Origin of the sequence: Zhongshania aquatica (assembly GCF_027257955.1) — a bacterium.
GTDB lineage: Bacteria > Pseudomonadota > Gammaproteobacteria > Pseudomonadales > Spongiibacteraceae > Spongiibacter > Spongiibacter aquatica.
Genome location: NZ_JANZNQ010000010.1, coordinates 24,983 through 40,097 on the forward strand (window position 1 = coordinate 24,983; position 15,115 = coordinate 40,097).

General features: G+C 48.1%; 18 protein-coding genes. 10 read left to right on the plus strand and 8 right to left on the minus strand.

Annotated elements, in window-relative coordinates:
* The first annotated feature begins 7 nt into the window (after nucleotides 1-7).
* On the plus strand, nucleotides 8-640 hold the full coding sequence (rnt, locus tag O9X78_RS11485; protein WP_269619830.1) for a ribonuclease T: 633 nt from the start codon (nucleotides 8-10) through the stop codon (nucleotides 638-640).
* Between the two features lie 112 nt (nucleotides 641-752).
* Nucleotides 753-1,334, plus strand: coding sequence for a superoxide dismutase (locus O9X78_RS11490; protein ID WP_269619831.1), 582 nt, complete (start codon nucleotides 753-755; stop codon nucleotides 1,332-1,334).
* A 157-nt stretch (nucleotides 1,335-1,491) separates the two neighbouring features.
* On the opposite strand, the gene O9X78_RS11495 is transcribed toward O9X78_RS11490, so the two are convergent.
* Complete coding sequence (locus tag O9X78_RS11495) at nucleotides 1,492-2,094, minus strand: peroxiredoxin (protein WP_269619832.1); 603 nt, start codon at nucleotides 2,092-2,094, stop codon at nucleotides 1,492-1,494.
* Between the two features lie 243 nt (nucleotides 2,095-2,337).
* Here O9X78_RS11495 and O9X78_RS11500 point away from each other — a divergent pair, with 243 nt between their 5' ends.
* Together O9X78_RS11500 and bfr are read left to right on the plus strand one after the other, a co-directional pair.
* Complete coding sequence (locus O9X78_RS11500; RefSeq protein ID WP_269619833.1) at nucleotides 2,338-2,535, plus strand: bacterioferritin-associated ferredoxin; 198 nt, start codon at nucleotides 2,338-2,340, stop codon at nucleotides 2,533-2,535.
* A 128-nt stretch (nucleotides 2,536-2,663) separates the two neighbouring features.
* A complete protein-coding gene (gene bfr / locus O9X78_RS11505; RefSeq protein ID WP_269619834.1) occupies nucleotides 2,664-3,143 on the plus strand; it encodes a bacterioferritin in 480 nt (159 codons plus the stop codon).
* A gap of 36 nt (nucleotides 3,144-3,179) precedes the next feature.
* Here bfr and O9X78_RS11510 read toward each other — a convergent pair whose 3' ends face one another.
* The 4 genes from O9X78_RS11510 to pomA all read right to left on the minus strand — a co-directional run bounded on the left by O9X78_RS11510 (nucleotide 3,180) and on the right by pomA (nucleotide 5,950).
* Nucleotides 3,180-3,518, minus strand: a complete 339-nt coding sequence (locus tag O9X78_RS11510; RefSeq protein WP_269619835.1) for a HopJ type III effector protein — start codon at nucleotides 3,516-3,518, stop codon at nucleotides 3,180-3,182.
* Between the two features lie 143 nt (nucleotides 3,519-3,661).
* Nucleotides 3,662-4,231, minus strand: a complete 570-nt coding sequence (locus O9X78_RS11515) for a hypothetical protein (protein ID WP_269619836.1) — start codon at nucleotides 4,229-4,231, stop codon at nucleotides 3,662-3,664.
* Nucleotides 4,232-4,336: 105 nt separating this feature from the next.
* Nucleotides 4,337-5,179: a flagellar motor protein MotB gene (locus O9X78_RS11520; protein ID WP_269619837.1), complete on the minus strand. Its 843-nt coding sequence runs from the start codon at nucleotides 5,177-5,179 to the stop codon at nucleotides 4,337-4,339.
* Nucleotides 5,180-5,950 (minus strand): flagellar motor protein PomA, encoded by a 771-nt coding sequence (pomA, locus tag O9X78_RS11525; RefSeq protein ID WP_269619838.1) that lies wholly within the window; start codon nucleotides 5,948-5,950, stop codon nucleotides 5,180-5,182.
* Between the two features lie 252 nt (nucleotides 5,951-6,202).
* Here pomA and O9X78_RS11530 point away from each other — a divergent pair, with 252 nt between their 5' ends.
* Both O9X78_RS11530 and O9X78_RS11535 read left to right on the plus strand, forming a co-directional pair.
* Nucleotides 6,203-7,108, plus strand: a complete 906-nt coding sequence (locus O9X78_RS11530; protein WP_269619839.1) for an alpha/beta fold hydrolase — start codon at nucleotides 6,203-6,205, stop codon at nucleotides 7,106-7,108.
* An 83-nt stretch (nucleotides 7,109-7,191) separates the two neighbouring features.
* Nucleotides 7,192-8,625 (plus strand): transglutaminase-like domain-containing protein, encoded by a 1,434-nt coding sequence (locus tag O9X78_RS11535; protein WP_269619840.1) that lies wholly within the window; start codon nucleotides 7,192-7,194, stop codon nucleotides 8,623-8,625.
* Between the two features lie 54 nt (nucleotides 8,626-8,679).
* Here the strand turns inward: O9X78_RS11535 and O9X78_RS11540 are convergent, their stop codons facing one another.
* Nucleotides 8,680-8,886 (minus strand): hypothetical protein, encoded by a 207-nt coding sequence (locus tag O9X78_RS11540; RefSeq protein WP_269619841.1) that lies wholly within the window; start codon nucleotides 8,884-8,886, stop codon nucleotides 8,680-8,682.
* Nucleotides 8,887-9,225: 339 nt separating this feature from the next.
* On the opposite strand from O9X78_RS11540, the gene O9X78_RS11545 reads away from it, so the two are divergent.
* Nucleotides 9,226-9,606: a nuclear transport factor 2 family protein gene (locus O9X78_RS11545; protein ID WP_269619842.1), complete on the plus strand. Its 381-nt coding sequence runs from the start codon at nucleotides 9,226-9,228 to the stop codon at nucleotides 9,604-9,606.
* Between the two features lie 93 nt (nucleotides 9,607-9,699).
* Here O9X78_RS11545 and O9X78_RS11550 read toward each other — a convergent pair whose 3' ends face one another.
* Nucleotides 9,700-10,611, minus strand: a complete 912-nt coding sequence (locus O9X78_RS11550; protein ID WP_269619843.1) for a LysR substrate-binding domain-containing protein — start codon at nucleotides 10,609-10,611, stop codon at nucleotides 9,700-9,702.
* 86 nt (nucleotides 10,612-10,697) lie between these two features.
* On the opposite strand from O9X78_RS11550, the gene O9X78_RS11555 reads away from it, so the two are divergent.
* Together O9X78_RS11555 and fghA are read left to right on the plus strand one after the other, a co-directional pair.
* On the plus strand, nucleotides 10,698-11,822 hold the full coding sequence (locus tag O9X78_RS11555) for an S-(hydroxymethyl)glutathione dehydrogenase/class III alcohol dehydrogenase (RefSeq protein ID WP_269619844.1): 1,125 nt from the start codon (nucleotides 10,698-10,700) through the stop codon (nucleotides 11,820-11,822).
* A gap of 48 nt (nucleotides 11,823-11,870) precedes the next feature.
* Entirely contained in the window at nucleotides 11,871-12,710 is an 840-nt protein-coding gene (fghA, locus tag O9X78_RS11560) for an S-formylglutathione hydrolase (RefSeq protein ID WP_269619845.1), read from the plus strand.
* Nucleotides 12,711-12,766: 56 nt separating this feature from the next.
* Here the strand turns inward: fghA and O9X78_RS11565 are convergent, their stop codons facing one another.
* A complete protein-coding gene (locus O9X78_RS11565; RefSeq protein ID WP_269619846.1) occupies nucleotides 12,767-13,858 on the minus strand; it encodes an SMP-30/gluconolactonase/LRE family protein in 1,092 nt (363 codons plus the stop codon).
* A gap of 163 nt (nucleotides 13,859-14,021) precedes the next feature.
* Between O9X78_RS11565 and O9X78_RS11570 the strand changes: the two genes are divergently transcribed.
* Nucleotides 14,022-15,047 carry an AraC family transcriptional regulator gene (locus O9X78_RS11570; RefSeq protein ID WP_269619847.1) on the plus strand — a complete coding sequence of 342 codons (1,026 nt, stop codon included), beginning with the start codon at nucleotides 14,022-14,024 and terminating at the stop codon, nucleotides 15,045-15,047.
* The last annotated feature ends 68 nt before the right edge of the window (nucleotides 15,048-15,115 follow it).

Sequence of the window (15,115 nt, forward strand, 5' to 3'; positions counted from 1 at the left end):
GACAACTATGGACTTAAGCGATGAAAAATCGATGATCGCACAACGCTTCCGAGGCTTCCTACCCGTCGTTATTGACGTTGAAACCGGTGGTTTTAACTGTCAGACAGACGCGGTACTGGAAATCGCAGCCACGTTTTTGCGCATGGATGACTCCGGCCAGCTAGAACCCGACGACACAATTAGTTACAACGTCGAACCCTTCGAGGGCGCAAATTTAGAACCCGCTGCTCTTGAATTTACAGGCATCGATCCCCATAACCCACTACGACAGGCACAAAAAGAAGTGACTGTTATGGGCGAGTTGATGAAGCGAATTCGCCAGCAAGTGAAGGCTAATGGGTGCACCCGAGCGGTGCTGGTGGGACATAATGCGCACTTTGATCTCGGCTTTGTTTTGGCCGCCATCGAGCGCAGCAACATTAAACGCAATCCTTTCCACCCCTTTTCGGTAATGGATACAGCCAGCCTTTCTGGGCTCGCCTATGGCCACACCGTGTTAGCTAGAGCTTGCCAATTAGCTGATATCGACTTCGACAACAGTGAGGCCCACAGCGCCGCTTACGATGCCTTTAAAACGGCCGAGTTGTTCTGCGAGATCGTCAATCGCTGGCAACAGCTAGGAGGCTGGCGTTGGCCCTGATTTTGCTGCGTTAATTCACGACGAACCGTGAAGATGTAAGCGAAACATCATACAAATCAGGTACAACACTGAACAACTTTACAACACAAAACCATACTCAGGAGAGAATCACATGGCTTTTGAACTACCCGCACTACCCTATGCAAAAGACGCGCTAGAACCACACATTTCTGCCGAAACACTCGATTTCCATCACGGCAAACACCACAACGCTTACGTGACCAAGCTCAACGAATTGGTACCTGGCAGCGAATTTGAAGGTAAATCACTCGAAGAAATAATCAAAACTTCTAGCGGTGTATTGTTCAATCAAGCAGCCCAAGTATGGAACCACACGTTCTACTGGAATAGCCTGAGCCCAAATGGCGGCGGCGCACCAAGTGGTGACTTGGCAGCAGCAATTGATAAAGCCTTTGGTTCTTTTGAAGAATTCAAAACTGCGTTTAATGGCAAAGCCGTTGGCAACTTCGGTTCTGGCTGGACATGGTTGGTTAAAAACACCGATGGTAGCCTAGAAATCGTCAACACCGACGACGCCGACACCCCAATCGCACGCGACGGTCAAACGCCGTTGTTTACTGCAGATGTTTGGGAACACGCGTATTACATCGACTACCGCAATGCTCGCCCAAAATACTTAGAAGGTTTTTGGAACCTAGTTAACTGGGAATTTGCAGCGGCAAACTTTGCATAATTTAGCAATTCGCTAAAATGTCGTTTAAAACCCCGCTGATGCGGGGTTTTTTTATGGATGCCGAAAACAATAACGCTAATGAAAAAACCTTTAAGTCAGCCATAAAAAAACCCGCGCCACCTTTCAGCAAGCGCGGGCCTTTTAGGATTGCTCTAACTTATAGCTTGTCAGAGTTCTCAGCTAGGTATGCAGCAACACCGTCTGGTGATGCGTTCATGCCTTTGTCGCCTTTATTCCAGCCAGCTGGGCAAACTTCGCCATGCTCTTCGTGGAACTGAAGTGCTTCAACCAAACGCACTAACTCATCAACGTTGCGGCCAAGTGGCAGATCGTTAACTAACTGCGAACGTACCAAACCTTCTTTATCAATTAAGAAAGCACCGCGGAAAGCAACGCCGCCTTCTGCTTCTACGTCGTAGGCACGGCAAATATCGTGACGAACGTCGGCAGCCATAGTGTAAGTAACAGGACCAATGCCGCCATCTTTAATAGCCGTGTTGCGCCACGCGTTGTGAGTGAATTGTGAGTCGATAGACACACTGATCACCTCAACACCCAGCTCACGGAATTTATCCATGCGGTGATCTAATGCGATCAGCTCTGAGGGGCAAACGAATGTGAAATCAAGCGGGTAGAAAAACAGCAATGCATACTTGCCTTTAGCCGCTTCGCTCAAAGTAAAGCTATCAACAATTTCGCCAGTACCCAGTACTGCCGCGCATGTGAAGTCTGGAGCTGGCTTGCCTACGAGAACGCCCATGTAATACACCTCTGATTAATGGTTAAAATAAGTTAAGTGAACGACAAAAAATGCCGTAAAAACATGATTCAGGACAGCAATCATACACGCCGTCCCCGCCCAATCCCATTGAATTTTATTATCGCCATCATAGCTACGCACTATTAAAGCAACATCGGAAAAATCACAAAACCCAATTGACACGCATTCTCATTTGCATTATCGTTGCCATTCAATTTCACACACACTGAGATTCAAAATAGCATGTACGTTTGTCTCTGCAAGGGTATCACCGATACGCATATCCGCGACGCGGTAGATGCTGGCGCTGGCAGCTTCCGCGAAGTCCGTCGTGCTCTTGAATTAGCCAGCCAATGCGGCAAGTGTGGCTCACTAGCTCGTGAAATTTACGATAGCTATCTCAATAGCTACGATGAAAACCTGTGTTATGCGGCGGCGTAACGCAACTGATAACGATTAGCTTTCTATTTATCTTAAACCTTGAAAATCAATCACTTACCTTGACTTTCCGTTAGTGGCGTGTGCACACTTAGGCTTCGCAAACTGCTAATCGCAAAAGGACAGCAAGCATGAAAGGTGACAGCAAGGTTATTGCCTACCTCAATAAAGCCCTCGGTAATGAACTCGTAGCGATTAACCAATACTTTCTCCATTCCCGCATGTTTAAAGACTGGGGCTTAAAGGAGTTGGCGGACTACGAGTATCACGAATCTATCGACGAGATGAAGCACGCCGATAAACTCATCGAACGCATTCTATTTTTGGAAGGCCTACCGAATCTGCAAGATCTCGGCAAATTACTCATCGGCGAGAACACCAAAGAGATGCTGGAATGTGACCTCAGTCTAGAGTTAAAGGCCGTTCCCGATCTTAAAGACGGCATCAAGTACTGCGAGTCGGTCAGCGACTACGTTAGCCGCGAACTACTGGAAGACATTCTAGAGTCAGAAGAAGAGCATATCGACTGGTTAGAAACCCAGCTTAGCCTTATAGACAAAGTGGGTATTCAGAATTACCAACAGTCGATGATGGGCAGCATAGGCAGTTAACGCTATCACTAGCGCCCCTTTACTGGGGCGCAGCACCTATTTGGGCTGTAAAGGCTCGCCCTCGAAATTTATTCCAGACCACCCCATGCGGATAAAATTGCGGATATTCGCGTGATCGCTACCCGTCGGGTTTTCTAATACATCCTTCGTATAAAAATCACCAAAGGCGTTTAAGGTCGCCTGCTCATTCAGCTGATGCAGTTGCCCGAAAGCAAAAATCTTACACGAACCATTATTACTGCCAGCGGCATTCCGCTGATCACCATTAGCGAATGCTGTGGGGGTAAAATCATACTCTGCATCAATCACTGCCATGACCTCTGCAAATGGCTGCGGCGCTTGCCTGAGTTTTTCAATGAGATCTGTCGTTGTCATAAGGCATCCTATTCATACCGATCTAAAAATCAGGCGACATTATAACGACAATCGCATCCTGCAATCTCCTCCCGTAGCGGACACAAATATCCGCACAAAAAAATACCGGAACATGTCCGGTATCATTAAGTATCGCAGTCGAATTAATGTCTTTCGCTGATTTTAACCCGTGTATTCCAATAGCTTTCATTATGCTTCTGGCGATCATTCAACTTGCCGCGATCTTGGCCTTGGTGATTGTTATTCCCTCGATCACGGTCATCACGCGCATATCGGTCTGAATGGCTGTCGTGCTTGCCGCCGTATGAATAATCTCTGCCCTTGTCATGCTTGTCTTTGTAGTACTTACCGTTTCCATAATTGTTGTGGCCGCGATTACCGTTGTAATAGCCAGTATGAACATTGGTATAAACTTGCTGATTACTATATCCACTGCGGTAATAGCTATTATGGTGACCAGAATCACGGTAACTCACCTGGTGACCGCAATGCCTGTCGTGTACGTGATGTTTACTGTAACGCCGATCGTCCTTGTAAGAGTCATGCGCTGCGTACAATACCGCAGCCCCTATTAATACCGCCGCCGCAGTCTCTACACCGTCAGCGTGTGCTTGTTTTGGTGTCACCGCAACAGCGATAATCAGCAGCACGGTTAACATTAAATTACGGATCAACGCGGGGCTTTCAAACTGTAGTGCTTTCGTATTTGTCATGATCGCTTCTCCTTAGTGTGCCTGTAATTTAGCAGGAGTTAACTGAATGCCAGCTTAAGCGATTCAACTAATTCACCACCACTACCTCGCGAGTAGTCACGCTCACTATTTTTCGACCCCCATTGTGGCACCAAATTCCCCAACGACATTTCCCATCACCGGCTCTTGGGTTGAACCCCTAAGCATGAAAATCTCTACTCTGCGGTTTCTGGCTCGACCTTCTGGACTACTGTTGTCATCTATTGGTCGAGTATCAGCATAGCCCGCCACACGGAATCTATTTGGCGACTGCCCGCTGCTTTCAACAATACTACGAATTACCGTTGCAGCTCGGGCAGACGAAAGATCCCAATTCGAATAGAACCTATCTGTGTGAATCGGAATATTGTCCGTATGTCCGGCAACAACTATTTGCCCAGAAATATCATTCAATACATTACCAAACTTAACGATAACCGCATCAAAACCAGGCGCTAGTTCGGCCTTACCGGAGGGGAATGAGCCTCTTTCTCTAATCCGAATAATAATGACTTGATTGCCATCATTCTCAACTTCAACCAAACCCTCGTCTATTTCCAGAGCAAGATGCGCTTTCACTTTCTCAAGGTCGTCCAGCATATCCTCGTCCGCTTCAACCGACACGAAATCGGTCATTTCTCGCACAGCTTCCTGACGCACCTCATTTTCAGCAGTGGGTCTTACCGTACCGGGTGTAAATTCACGCGCGATCATACTCGTACCTATTGGCGGTTTAAATGCAGGCACCTCGCGCTGCACACCAAAGGCGTCTTTCATCGAACCTGATAGTTCTTTAAATTTTTGTTTGTCCATTTCCGAGAACGAAAAAAGTAGTACGAAGAAAGCCAGTAATAGCGACATTAAATCGGCAAAGGTCAAAACCCAGGCGGGGGCACCAGCATCGGCTTTTTTAACGGGTGCATCTTCCACTTATGCCTCCTCGGCCTTTTGCTCTTGGTCGCGTTTATTATCAGGCAAATAAGTAGTGAGTAATGATTCAAGCACCCGCGGGTTAATGCCTTCTTGAATACCATCGACCGCCTCAAGAATAAGATGTCGATTACGGCGTTCTTCCGCTGTGCGGTAAGCCAGCTTTTCGGCTATCGGTAGGGCAATAACGTTGGCCAATACCGCGCCGTATAGAGTTGTCAGTAGCGCAACAGCCATCGCCGGACCAATGGCTTTCGGATCAGACATATTCGACATCATTTGCACCAAGCCAACCAAAGTACCGATCATTCCCATCGCCGGCGCCGATTCGCCAAAGCCCTTGAACACGGCCTCACCCATTTCATGGCGCTCAATGGCCAAATTAATCTCTTTGTTCAAAACTTTGCGCACGAATTCCGGGTCGTGGCCGTCGATAGCCATCTGCACGCCTTTATTTAAAAACTCATTACTAATTTCCAGAGACTCAAGGCCAAGTAAGCCCTCTTTACGGGCAACACCAGCCATTTCCATGCACTGAGTGATCAATGCTTGAGAGCTAGTAGTTTTATGCACAAATGCACGCGAGGCGACCTTAAAGGCGCCCAATGTCTGATCTAGTGGAAACTTCACCAAGTTCGCGAGCAAGCCGCCACCGACGACAATCAACAGGCTCGGCGCGTCAATGAAGCCACTGGCACTGCCTCCAATTAAAATAGCCACGACTATTACGCCAAGCGCGCCCAACATGCCTAATAGAGTTGCGATATCCAAAGCGTTCTCCAATACGTTGCTTACCTACACGGGTATAATGGTCCTGAAATTCATTAAACACCGTTGACTATTCCCCTCATCCGTAACCCTGTTAACGGCCGCTGTCGCAGTCTCTGTATAAGAGAATACCCTGATAGCGCTAAGAAAATTCGCCGGTCCATGCCATCATAAATACACGCCTCAACTAGATGCACACACTGATTTTTCACGTGCTATGCTTCCGCCAAACAACAACGGCTTTAGACTTACACCATGTTTACAACGCAACAGCAGGACTTCGGTCGCGGCACAGCGACTTGGATACAAAACGACGCTGAAGGAGACACCCTTCACTTTGCAGCCGCCAATGGCTTCCCTGTTGGCAGTTATGACTTTTTTCTCAACCATTTCAAGCATGAATTCAATGTTGTGGGACTGGAAAACAGGGGCGCTTGGGACGACAAACCACCGCAACGCAGATTTTCATGGCACCACCACGCAGACGACCTCATTGCCTTTCTCGACTACCGCAGAAAGACATATCACTGCCGGCCGGTAATCGCGATGGGGCACTCCATTGGCGGCACGGTAAGCGCGCTCGCTGCGGCAAAGCGACCGGATTTATTTAAAGCGTTAATCATGTTTGACCCCGCCACCACTCCGGGCCGACTCTTTTCGACAATTACTGCAATTGCGCCCGCTGCTTCCTTTACACTTTTGGCAAAAACAAACTTAGTAAAACGAACTCGCGGAAGAACGCCGCTCTGGGAAAGCAGAGAAGCTTTTATCAACTATCATCGTAAAAAGGCTACCTATCGGAATTTTTCTGAAGTCGCCTTTGATAATTACGCCCAGGCTGGCCTCGTTGCCCAAAGTAACGGTCAATTCAGTTTGCGGTACAGCCGCGAGTGGGAGGCCCATAATTTCCAGCACACCTTTTCACCATGGCAGGCGTTGCGCAGTATAGAAATTCCAACACTCGTATTACGTGCGGAACACTCCTACTTGCATAAGAAAGCAGATTTTAAGCGTAATATGAGGCGGATGCCTCCGCTCATTAGCCACGGCGTGATACGGGGCGCAGGCCACATGGCCCTGCAAGAAGATTGCGAGCAGGTCGTTCAGATTAGCTATGACTGGCTACGCAAAAATGGACTACTTAGCGCGAGCCCCTCATGAACACGGCAGGTATACGTAATATAGCTAAACAAAACCCGCAAACAAGAGCTCGGTCCATCTTCCGAGCGAGGCTTTTAATACTAATGACTATTGCGGCCTTCACACTATACGGCTGCACAAATAATTCAGCCTTGAGCACGCAAAACACAAACAATGTGATCAAAGAGCAGTGGCAAACCCTTAGCTTTGGTGATCACAAAATGGGGTATCGTCACCTTCTCAGCGAACGTCAAGGTACCATCATCAACACTCGCGATACGCTGTCGCTTACCTTGAGCCAACCCGGCTCACATGACAGAGAAATCAAGACAACGTTGGCGTACCGAGAGTCACTCTCAGGTGAACCCATTGCCCTCTCTAAAACCGTAGTATCAGACGCCACCAACCACCACATGAGCGCAGCTATTAACGGGAAAACTTTGAGATTAAGCATCAAAAAAGGCGCTCCTGTAGAGAACTACACTATTCCACAGCCCTTTTATTTACCGGAAGGCTTACGCCTAGCACTACTGAAACAGCAGGGCACAGTTAAAGAACTTAACTACTACAGCTGGAATTTCAGTTCGCGGAGTTTCGATAAAATTCATTTAGCCATTAGCGCATATAGCAGTCCAGATAACCTTGACTATGCGTGGCATATTCAACGCAGCACGTCCGCTGATGGCAGCGAGAAATACAGTGATATTTTTGCCGATAAGGATTTTTACTATTTAAGCGAGCAAAGCCACTCAAATGGTGAAGAGGTGCTTATCTCTAGCTGCGACCAAACTTGCGCCCTTGCAAGCTTTGTACCGAACACCCATGTGTATCGGCAACTCATACAATCGCCCTACAAAATCACCGACAGCGCCCTGCGCGGCAAAATTCGCTATCAGTTGAGCGGTAATTTCTCGCTAACCTTGCCCGACACGTTTGAGCAGCGCACTAGCGCCTCCTCCAATGGCGTTGAAGTCGTCATCTGCCAAAACTGTGGCAGTGAAGCGCCACCCAGTGAGACCGACTTGAAAGAAGCACTAGCATCGACCTATTGGCTGCCCGCACAAAACCCAATATTCAAAAATGAAGTTGCTAAAATTCTACCTGACATGGACAGCAGCGTTCGCGGACGCATGCAGCGGTTAACGCGATTTGTAACTAGGCACATGAGCGATGAACCCAGTTATTCTGGCTACGCCACCGCCTTAGAAGCCTACAATAGCAAGCAGGGAGACTGCACCGAGCACGCTTTACTACTGGCGACATTAGCCAGAGCTTCGCAAATTCCCACTAGGGTGGTATTCGGCCTCGCTTACAGCAATGAGCGCTTTCTAGGACGCAAATATGTGTTTGTGCCGCACGCTTGGGTACAAGCGTGGACAGGGGAAAGATGGGAAAGTTATGACAGCGGCTTGGGTGATTTCACCGCCGGATACATCGCACTGGGGCTGAGCAACGGCGATCAGAGCGATATATTAAAAATTAACGAGCAACTTCAAAAGATAAAAATCACATCTGCAATACAAATCAGGAGCCGCTAAACGCGTCAGCGGCTCCTGAAAGAAACAGTAAAACAAACCTGTTTAAATATCGATTTACTCGTAAGCAACCGGCATTTCTTGCAGCACTTCATCGCTAGCAACGTCGATATCAGCAACGTCCACTGCACCGCCGCGAACAGCACCAACAACGGTAACTTCTTCAATCAACTGAACGGCGTCGTCCGCCAATACACTCACCGGTGCAGCAAGAACCGCAACCGCCGCAAACAACATGACACGCACAACACTATTTACACTCATATCTACTCCGTCGCCCTTAGGCAGCTAATCTAAAATGCGGCAACCTTCGCACACTGCACAGGGGCCTTTAACGGAATAATTATCGTGGTTATTTGTTACATTCGTATTAATGTATTATGACAAAACACAAAATAGTTAAAAAAATGGGGACTTTAATCACACGCCTCGGCACCAAACCGCGGTTTAGTTTACCAAACTACCCATTTTGCAGAGCAAAAATCCACAACATGGCGTAGCGCCACTTTAAACAAGCGACCCGGCACCCCTTCTAACCATAACGGAAATGCGGCACAAAACTCTGCTATGCTTGCATAATAATAATCTAACAGAGAAGCCTAAATGAGCAATCAACTCGCCGACTGGCACCACATCATCACCGCGCGCGATTTAAACAAACTCGATGCCATTCTCGCCGACAATGCCACATTTCATTCCCCCGTGGTGCACACGCCACAAGTCGGCAAAGACATCACCAAAATGTACCTCAGTGCCGCATTCCACGTTCTTCTCAATGACAGCTTTCACTACGTGCGTGAGGTCGCCGATGACAAAAATGCGGTTTTAGAATTTATGGTCGAAGTTGACGGTGTGCAGGTCAATGGAGTGGACATGATCCGCTGGGATCACGACGGCAAAATTGCCGACTTTAAGGTAATGCTTCGTCCATACAAGGCAATCAACTTAATTAAAGACAAGATGCGTGCGATTCTTGAGGCTTGATAACACACGGCCTAAATAGTGCATCCATCCACATCAACAAGCAGATAAATATATTTAGAGAATCACAGCGGAAGTGGACCGCTCACAACAAGGTCAAGTTCCGCCCATGCCCTCAGCCAAATAGGCGACCAAACTTTTTATTTTTGGCGACAGTTGTCGATTGAAAGGGTAAAGAACCCAAATACCTTCCTCAGGTTCGCAGTAAGAGTCTAGCGCCGTCAATAGACGCCCCTGCGCAATATGCTCTTGAACATAGTAATCTGGCACCTGAATCAGCCCTAACCCCTTTAATGCCGCATCAACTAGGGCATACGCGCTATTGCACTGAATCCGACCCGACACTTTAATACTTCGCGCCTTCCCATTTTCCGAGAAACGCCAATAACCAGCGCCCCCCACTAAGCAGTCGTGCTGATCCAACTCCGACACTGTGTGGGGCAGACCAAAGCGGCCAATATAGTCCGGTGCGGCACAAACGTATCGCCGACGTACCGATAATTTTCGCGCGATCATACTGGAGTCTTGCAGATGACCTAAGCGAATTGCCAGATCGTAACCATCAGCCAAGATGTCCACCAACTGATTTGACAATAGACATTCAATCTCTAACTGGGGATGCAAGACCATGAAATCATTGATCAGCGGCATAATCCGCTCTTCGCCAAAGGTAATTGGCGCAGTCAGCTTTATCTTGCCCTGAGGGGTGGCCTGAAGATCGGATACTGCCCTCTCTGCATCGCCAAGCCCCTCCAGGGCATGACTACAGTGACGAAAGTAGACGGCGCCCGCTTCGGTTAGCGAAACCTTGCGGGTTGTGCGGTAGAGAAGCTTTACCTTAAGTCGCGCCTCTAGCGCCGAAACTTGTCTGCTAATCTGCGCAACAGAAAGACGAAGTCGCTTCGCCGCCGCCGTAAAACTTGCAGTTTCTGCTACCGCAACAAACTCACTAACCCCGTCCCATTCCGCCATTATTACCAGCTCGTAAAAGTCTTTTACAGATACCACACATTATTCTCATTGAAGAAACAATTACAATAGCCACAACACACACAAATATCGCCAAACACCCATACATTTAGTGGAGCGACACCATGTCAGACCAGTTTATTAAATCCAAAGCCGCGGTTGCCTGGGGTCCAGGCCAGCCACTAAAAATAGAAGAAGTTGACGTCATGCTGCCAAAAGCAGGCGAGGTACTTGTCCGTATCGTGGCGAGTGGTGTCTGTCACACCGACGCCTTTACTTTATCTGGCGATGATCCAGAGGGTATTTTCCCCGCGATTCTTGGCCACGAGGGCGGGGGCATTGTTGAACAGATAGGCGAAGGCGTCACCAGTGTTTCAGTGGGCGACCATGTCATTCCGCTTTACACCCCTGAATGTGGCGAATGTAAATTCTGCCTATCTGGCAAAACCAACCTCTGTCAAAAAATCCGCGAAACCCAAGGCAAAGGCCTGATGCCCGATGGCACCACGCGATTTTATAAAGATGGCCAGCCTATTTTTCACTATATGGGCTGCTCTACTTTTTCCGAATATACGGTTCTACCCGAGATCTCACTCGCTAAGGTTAATCCGAGCGCGCCCCTAGAAGAAGTCTGCCTGCTTGGCTGCGGCGTCACTACCGGCATGGGCGCCGTAATGAATACTGCCAAAGTAAAAGAAGGTGATACCGTCGCCATATTTGGCTTAGGCGGCATAGGTCTGTCAGCGGTTATCGGCGCAGTCATGGCCAAGGCCAGCCGTATTATCGCCATAGACATAAATGAATCTAAATTTGAATTGGCGAAAAAATTAGGCGCCACCGACTGTGTTAATCCTAAACATTTCGACAAACCCATACAGGAAGTCATCGTAGCGATGACCGATGGCGGCGTAGATTTTTCCTTTGAATGTATCGGCAACGTCAACACCATGCGCTCGGCTTTAGAATGCTGCCACAAGGGCTGGGGCGAGTCTGTCATTATTGGTGTTGCAGGTGCAGGGCAAGAGATTTCGACCCGCCCTTTTCAGTTAGTAACTGGTAGGGTGTGGCGCGGCACCGCCTTTGGTGGCGTACGAGGTCGCTCAGAGTTACCTAATTACGTGGAACGCTATTTAGCGGGGGAATTCAAACTCAGCGACTTCATCACCCACACCATGCCGCTAGAGGAAATAAACGACGCCTTTGACCTGATGCATGAAGGTAAAAGTATTCGCTCTGTTATCCACTACTAAAACCACCAGAACCAGAGGACATTGCCCCATAGGGCAATGTAAGACCTTATGAGCATAGAAAACATCAGCAGCAACAAATGCTTTGGCGGCTGGCACAAGCAATACACACACCGCTCCACGGTACTGAATTGCGACATGCGTTTTGCGATTTATTTACCGCCGCAGGCCTCAGCTGGTGAAACTGTACCGGCCTTATATTGGCTCTCGGGCCTAACCTGTAGCGATGAAAATGTCATGCAAAAAAGCGGCGTGCAGCGCATCGCCGCTGAACTCGGCATCGCCATCATCGCACCTGACACCAGCCCCAGAGGCGAAGATGTTGCAGATAGCGACTCATATGACTTAGGTAAGGGAGCTGGATTTTACGTCAACGCTACACAGGCGCCATGGAATCGTCATTACCAAATGTACGATTATATTGTGGACGAACTGCCTGCTCTAATTGAAGCGAGTTTTCCAGTTTCCGGTATGCGCTCAATTTCAGGTCACTCTATGGGCGGCCACGGCGCCCTGACAATTGCACTTAAAAACCCGCTGCGCTACCAATCTGTATCCGCATTCAGCCCCATCAGCAATCCGATAAATTGTCCTTGGGGTCAAAAAGCCTTTACAGCGTATTTGGGCGAGGACAAAACCCAGTGGCTAGAACACGATGCCAGTGAACTCATCCGCAGCACAAAGCAATTTGTACCCGCCCGAGTGGAGCAAGGCAACGCAGATCAGTTTTTAGAGGAGCAATTGAAACCTGAAACCCTCACTGCCGCCGCCCACGCCAGTGGCTACCCACTTGAACTACATAGTCACGACGGCTATGACCATAGCTACTATTTCATCGCCAGCTTCATTGAGGAGCACCTGCGCTTTCACGCAGTACATCTTAAACGTTAAGCTTGATAAAGTTTGAGTTTGGAATGTGCCGGCACAAGGCCGGCACTATTAGAATGTCAATGAACTACTGCAGCAGGTAAAACAGCGACCGACGGCATTGCCAAGCTCCCCAGCCATAAATAACCATCGTACTCATTGACGCTTGTAATCGTATGATAAACACCACTTGTAGACTGTAAGTTAGACGTCACTGCGCCATCTAAGCCAAGACCAATAACAAAACCTAATTTACTAGCCGGAACCAGCCATTCAGCAGGCAAACCTCCGAGCAACTTACGAACAAAAGGGTAAGACGCGAGGGCGTCAATCTCCTTGCTACGCAACGCAGGCATGGCGAGCCAAAATGTATCACTGCCGTTAAAGCTAATGTTGTCTGGCATGCCCGGCAAGCCGTCAACGAAGACATCGGTACGTCCCGCTTTTGGGCCCTTAAGCCACAAACGCGTTACCCGCGACGCACCCGTTTCATTGACCAACACCCAGCTATCATCTGGCCCAATCGCCACGCCGTTAGCAAAGTACAAGCCACTTACATGCACTTGAACCTGTCCGCTGGACGGTGTAAAGCTCAATAGACGACCTGTCGCGGAGCCCTCTATTAAATCGTAGATATATTCATGTAAACCAAATCGGCTCGAAACATCGCTGAACCAAATAGTGCCATCGCCCGCGATATCAACGTCATCAATAAAACGAAGCGACGGGTGAGCCGCATAATCAACTAAGGTTGAAATCTCACCACTCGATGACACTGACAACAAACCTTTAAAGGCATCGGCAACAATTAAATTTCCCTGGCCATCAAACTGCATTCCCAAAGGCCGGCCACCGGTATTAACAAACTCCTGGATACTAGCCTCAACGAAACGTCCATGACTTACCTTAAAACGCACAATGCGACCATCAATATAGCCGGTATAAAAATAGCCATCAGGGCCTTTCACAATATCTTCTGGGCCAACACCCACATCTTGCAGGTAGATACTTGAAGCCGCTAAACGCTCGTTAGCCGAGAAACTAACATCGAGTCCATTACTATAAGGAGGCACAAACACCACAGGCATAAGTGGAGAGCGAGCGTATAAAGACATCACTCCGATACCCAGCAGCAGAATGACGATCATAAAAAAACGCAGAAAACCCACCATGAGATACTCACTTATTGTTATATTTTATCGACCAACTACCGCGCGATTCACACAGCCTCAATCTATAAAAATCTTTGCAAATACTGGCAGCATCGAAGCGATACCGCTATGCTAAAAGTTAGCATTTGACGACAACATGCTAGCTATTTTTTGGACATAAACTATGCGCCCCTTGGTACGCACATCTGCACTCAGTGGATACAAAGAGCTCGTTCATGAGCTAAATGCCGACCCAGAACCATTACTACGGAAATTCAATATTGACCCAGAACGTATCGATGATCTGGATTACCTTATTTTCTTTCACAGTTTAATGCAGTTGCTCGAAGCCTCTGCCAACCAATTGCAGTGCCCCGACTTTGGCTTACGCCTGTCTAAAAAGCAAAACATGGATACTCTTGGCCCAATAGCGATTATGGCCCGCACATCGAGCACTGTCGGCGACGCGCTATTTTGCATTGCGCGCTATATTGCCCATCATAGCCCCGCAATAACACTGGCCCTAGACGACACCTCGGCACCTCAGTTTCCACGCATTATGTTAGACATAAATGTCGCTGATTTCCCCTACCGCCATCAAACGACAGAGATGTCGATTGGCCTTATGGCAAACGTACATGCCATGCTAACGGAAAATCGTAAGAAACCCGAAACGGTGCTATTCAAACACAGCAGAGCCCTAGATCTAAAGGCATATAAACGCCACTTCGGCTGCCCTGTACTCTTCAACCAAGACTGTAATGCCATAGTATTGACGCCCGAACAGTTTGATTTCCCAATTCGCACCGCTGATTCATTTCAGCGTGACGTCATAGCAAACTATGTCATTAAAAAAAGTGGCGGCTCGCCACTTACTTTTATAGAGCAAACAAAATTTATTATTAGCCGATTGTTGCCCACGCAATGCTGCAATATCAAAACCGTAGCGAACGAACTGTTTATGCATCAACGAACCTTGCAAAGGCGCTTAAAAGAAGAGGGTCATATCTTTGAAGAGATGGTAGACAACATTCGCAAGCAAGATGCTCAGAATTTCCTCGCCGAAAAACGAATGCCGATGGCGCAAATAGCAGGCTTACTCGGCTATCAAGAACAGAGTTCTTTCAACCGCGCAGTAAAGCGTTGGTTTGGTGTCACACCAAATAATTACCGTAAATCCCTGCTTTGCATAGTAAATCAAGAAATTTAAGCTACGCTTTAAACAACAATCGGTACTGCATCACAAAAAAGAAAAATGTGAATAGTAGCAATACCGCT

What these genes read in the sequence shown, in the direction of transcription:
- rnt (WP_269619830.1), top strand. Translation starts at nt 8, where the DNA reads ATGGACTTAAGCGATGAAAAATCGATGATCGCACAACGCTTCCGAGGC.
- O9X78_RS11490 (WP_269619831.1), top strand. Translation starts at nt 753, where the DNA reads ATGGCTTTTGAACTACCCGCACTACCCTATGCAAAAGACGCGCTAGAA.
- O9X78_RS11495 (WP_269619832.1), bottom strand. Translation starts at nt 2,094, where the DNA reads ATGGGCGTTCTCGTAGGCAAGCCAGCTCCAGACTTCACATGCGCGGCA.
- O9X78_RS11500 (WP_269619833.1), top strand. Translation starts at nt 2,338, where the DNA reads ATGTACGTTTGTCTCTGCAAGGGTATCACCGATACGCATATCCGCGAC.
- bfr (WP_269619834.1), top strand. Translation starts at nt 2,664, where the DNA reads ATGAAAGGTGACAGCAAGGTTATTGCCTACCTCAATAAAGCCCTCGGT.
- O9X78_RS11510 (WP_269619835.1), bottom strand. Translation starts at nt 3,518, where the DNA reads ATGACAACGACAGATCTCATTGAAAAACTCAGGCAAGCGCCGCAGCCA.
- O9X78_RS11515 (WP_269619836.1), bottom strand. Translation starts at nt 4,231, where the DNA reads ATGACAAATACGAAAGCACTACAGTTTGAAAGCCCCGCGTTGATCCGT.
- O9X78_RS11530 (WP_269619839.1), top strand. Translation starts at nt 6,203, where the DNA reads ATGTTTACAACGCAACAGCAGGACTTCGGTCGCGGCACAGCGACTTGG.
- O9X78_RS11535 (WP_269619840.1), top strand. Translation starts at nt 7,192, where the DNA reads ATGACTATTGCGGCCTTCACACTATACGGCTGCACAAATAATTCAGCC.
- O9X78_RS11540 (WP_269619841.1), bottom strand. Translation starts at nt 8,886, where the DNA reads ATGAGTGTAAATAGTGTTGTGCGTGTCATGTTGTTTGCGGCGGTTGCG.
- O9X78_RS11545 (WP_269619842.1), top strand. Translation starts at nt 9,226, where the DNA reads ATGAGCAATCAACTCGCCGACTGGCACCACATCATCACCGCGCGCGAT.
- O9X78_RS11555 (WP_269619844.1), top strand. Translation starts at nt 10,698, where the DNA reads ATGTCAGACCAGTTTATTAAATCCAAAGCCGCGGTTGCCTGGGGTCCA.
- fghA (WP_269619845.1), top strand. Translation starts at nt 11,871, where the DNA reads ATGAGCATAGAAAACATCAGCAGCAACAAATGCTTTGGCGGCTGGCAC.
- O9X78_RS11565 (WP_269619846.1), bottom strand. Translation starts at nt 13,858, where the DNA reads ATGGTGGGTTTTCTGCGTTTTTTTATGATCGTCATTCTGCTGCTGGGT.
- O9X78_RS11570 (WP_269619847.1), top strand. Translation starts at nt 14,022, where the DNA reads ATGCGCCCCTTGGTACGCACATCTGCACTCAGTGGATACAAAGAGCTC.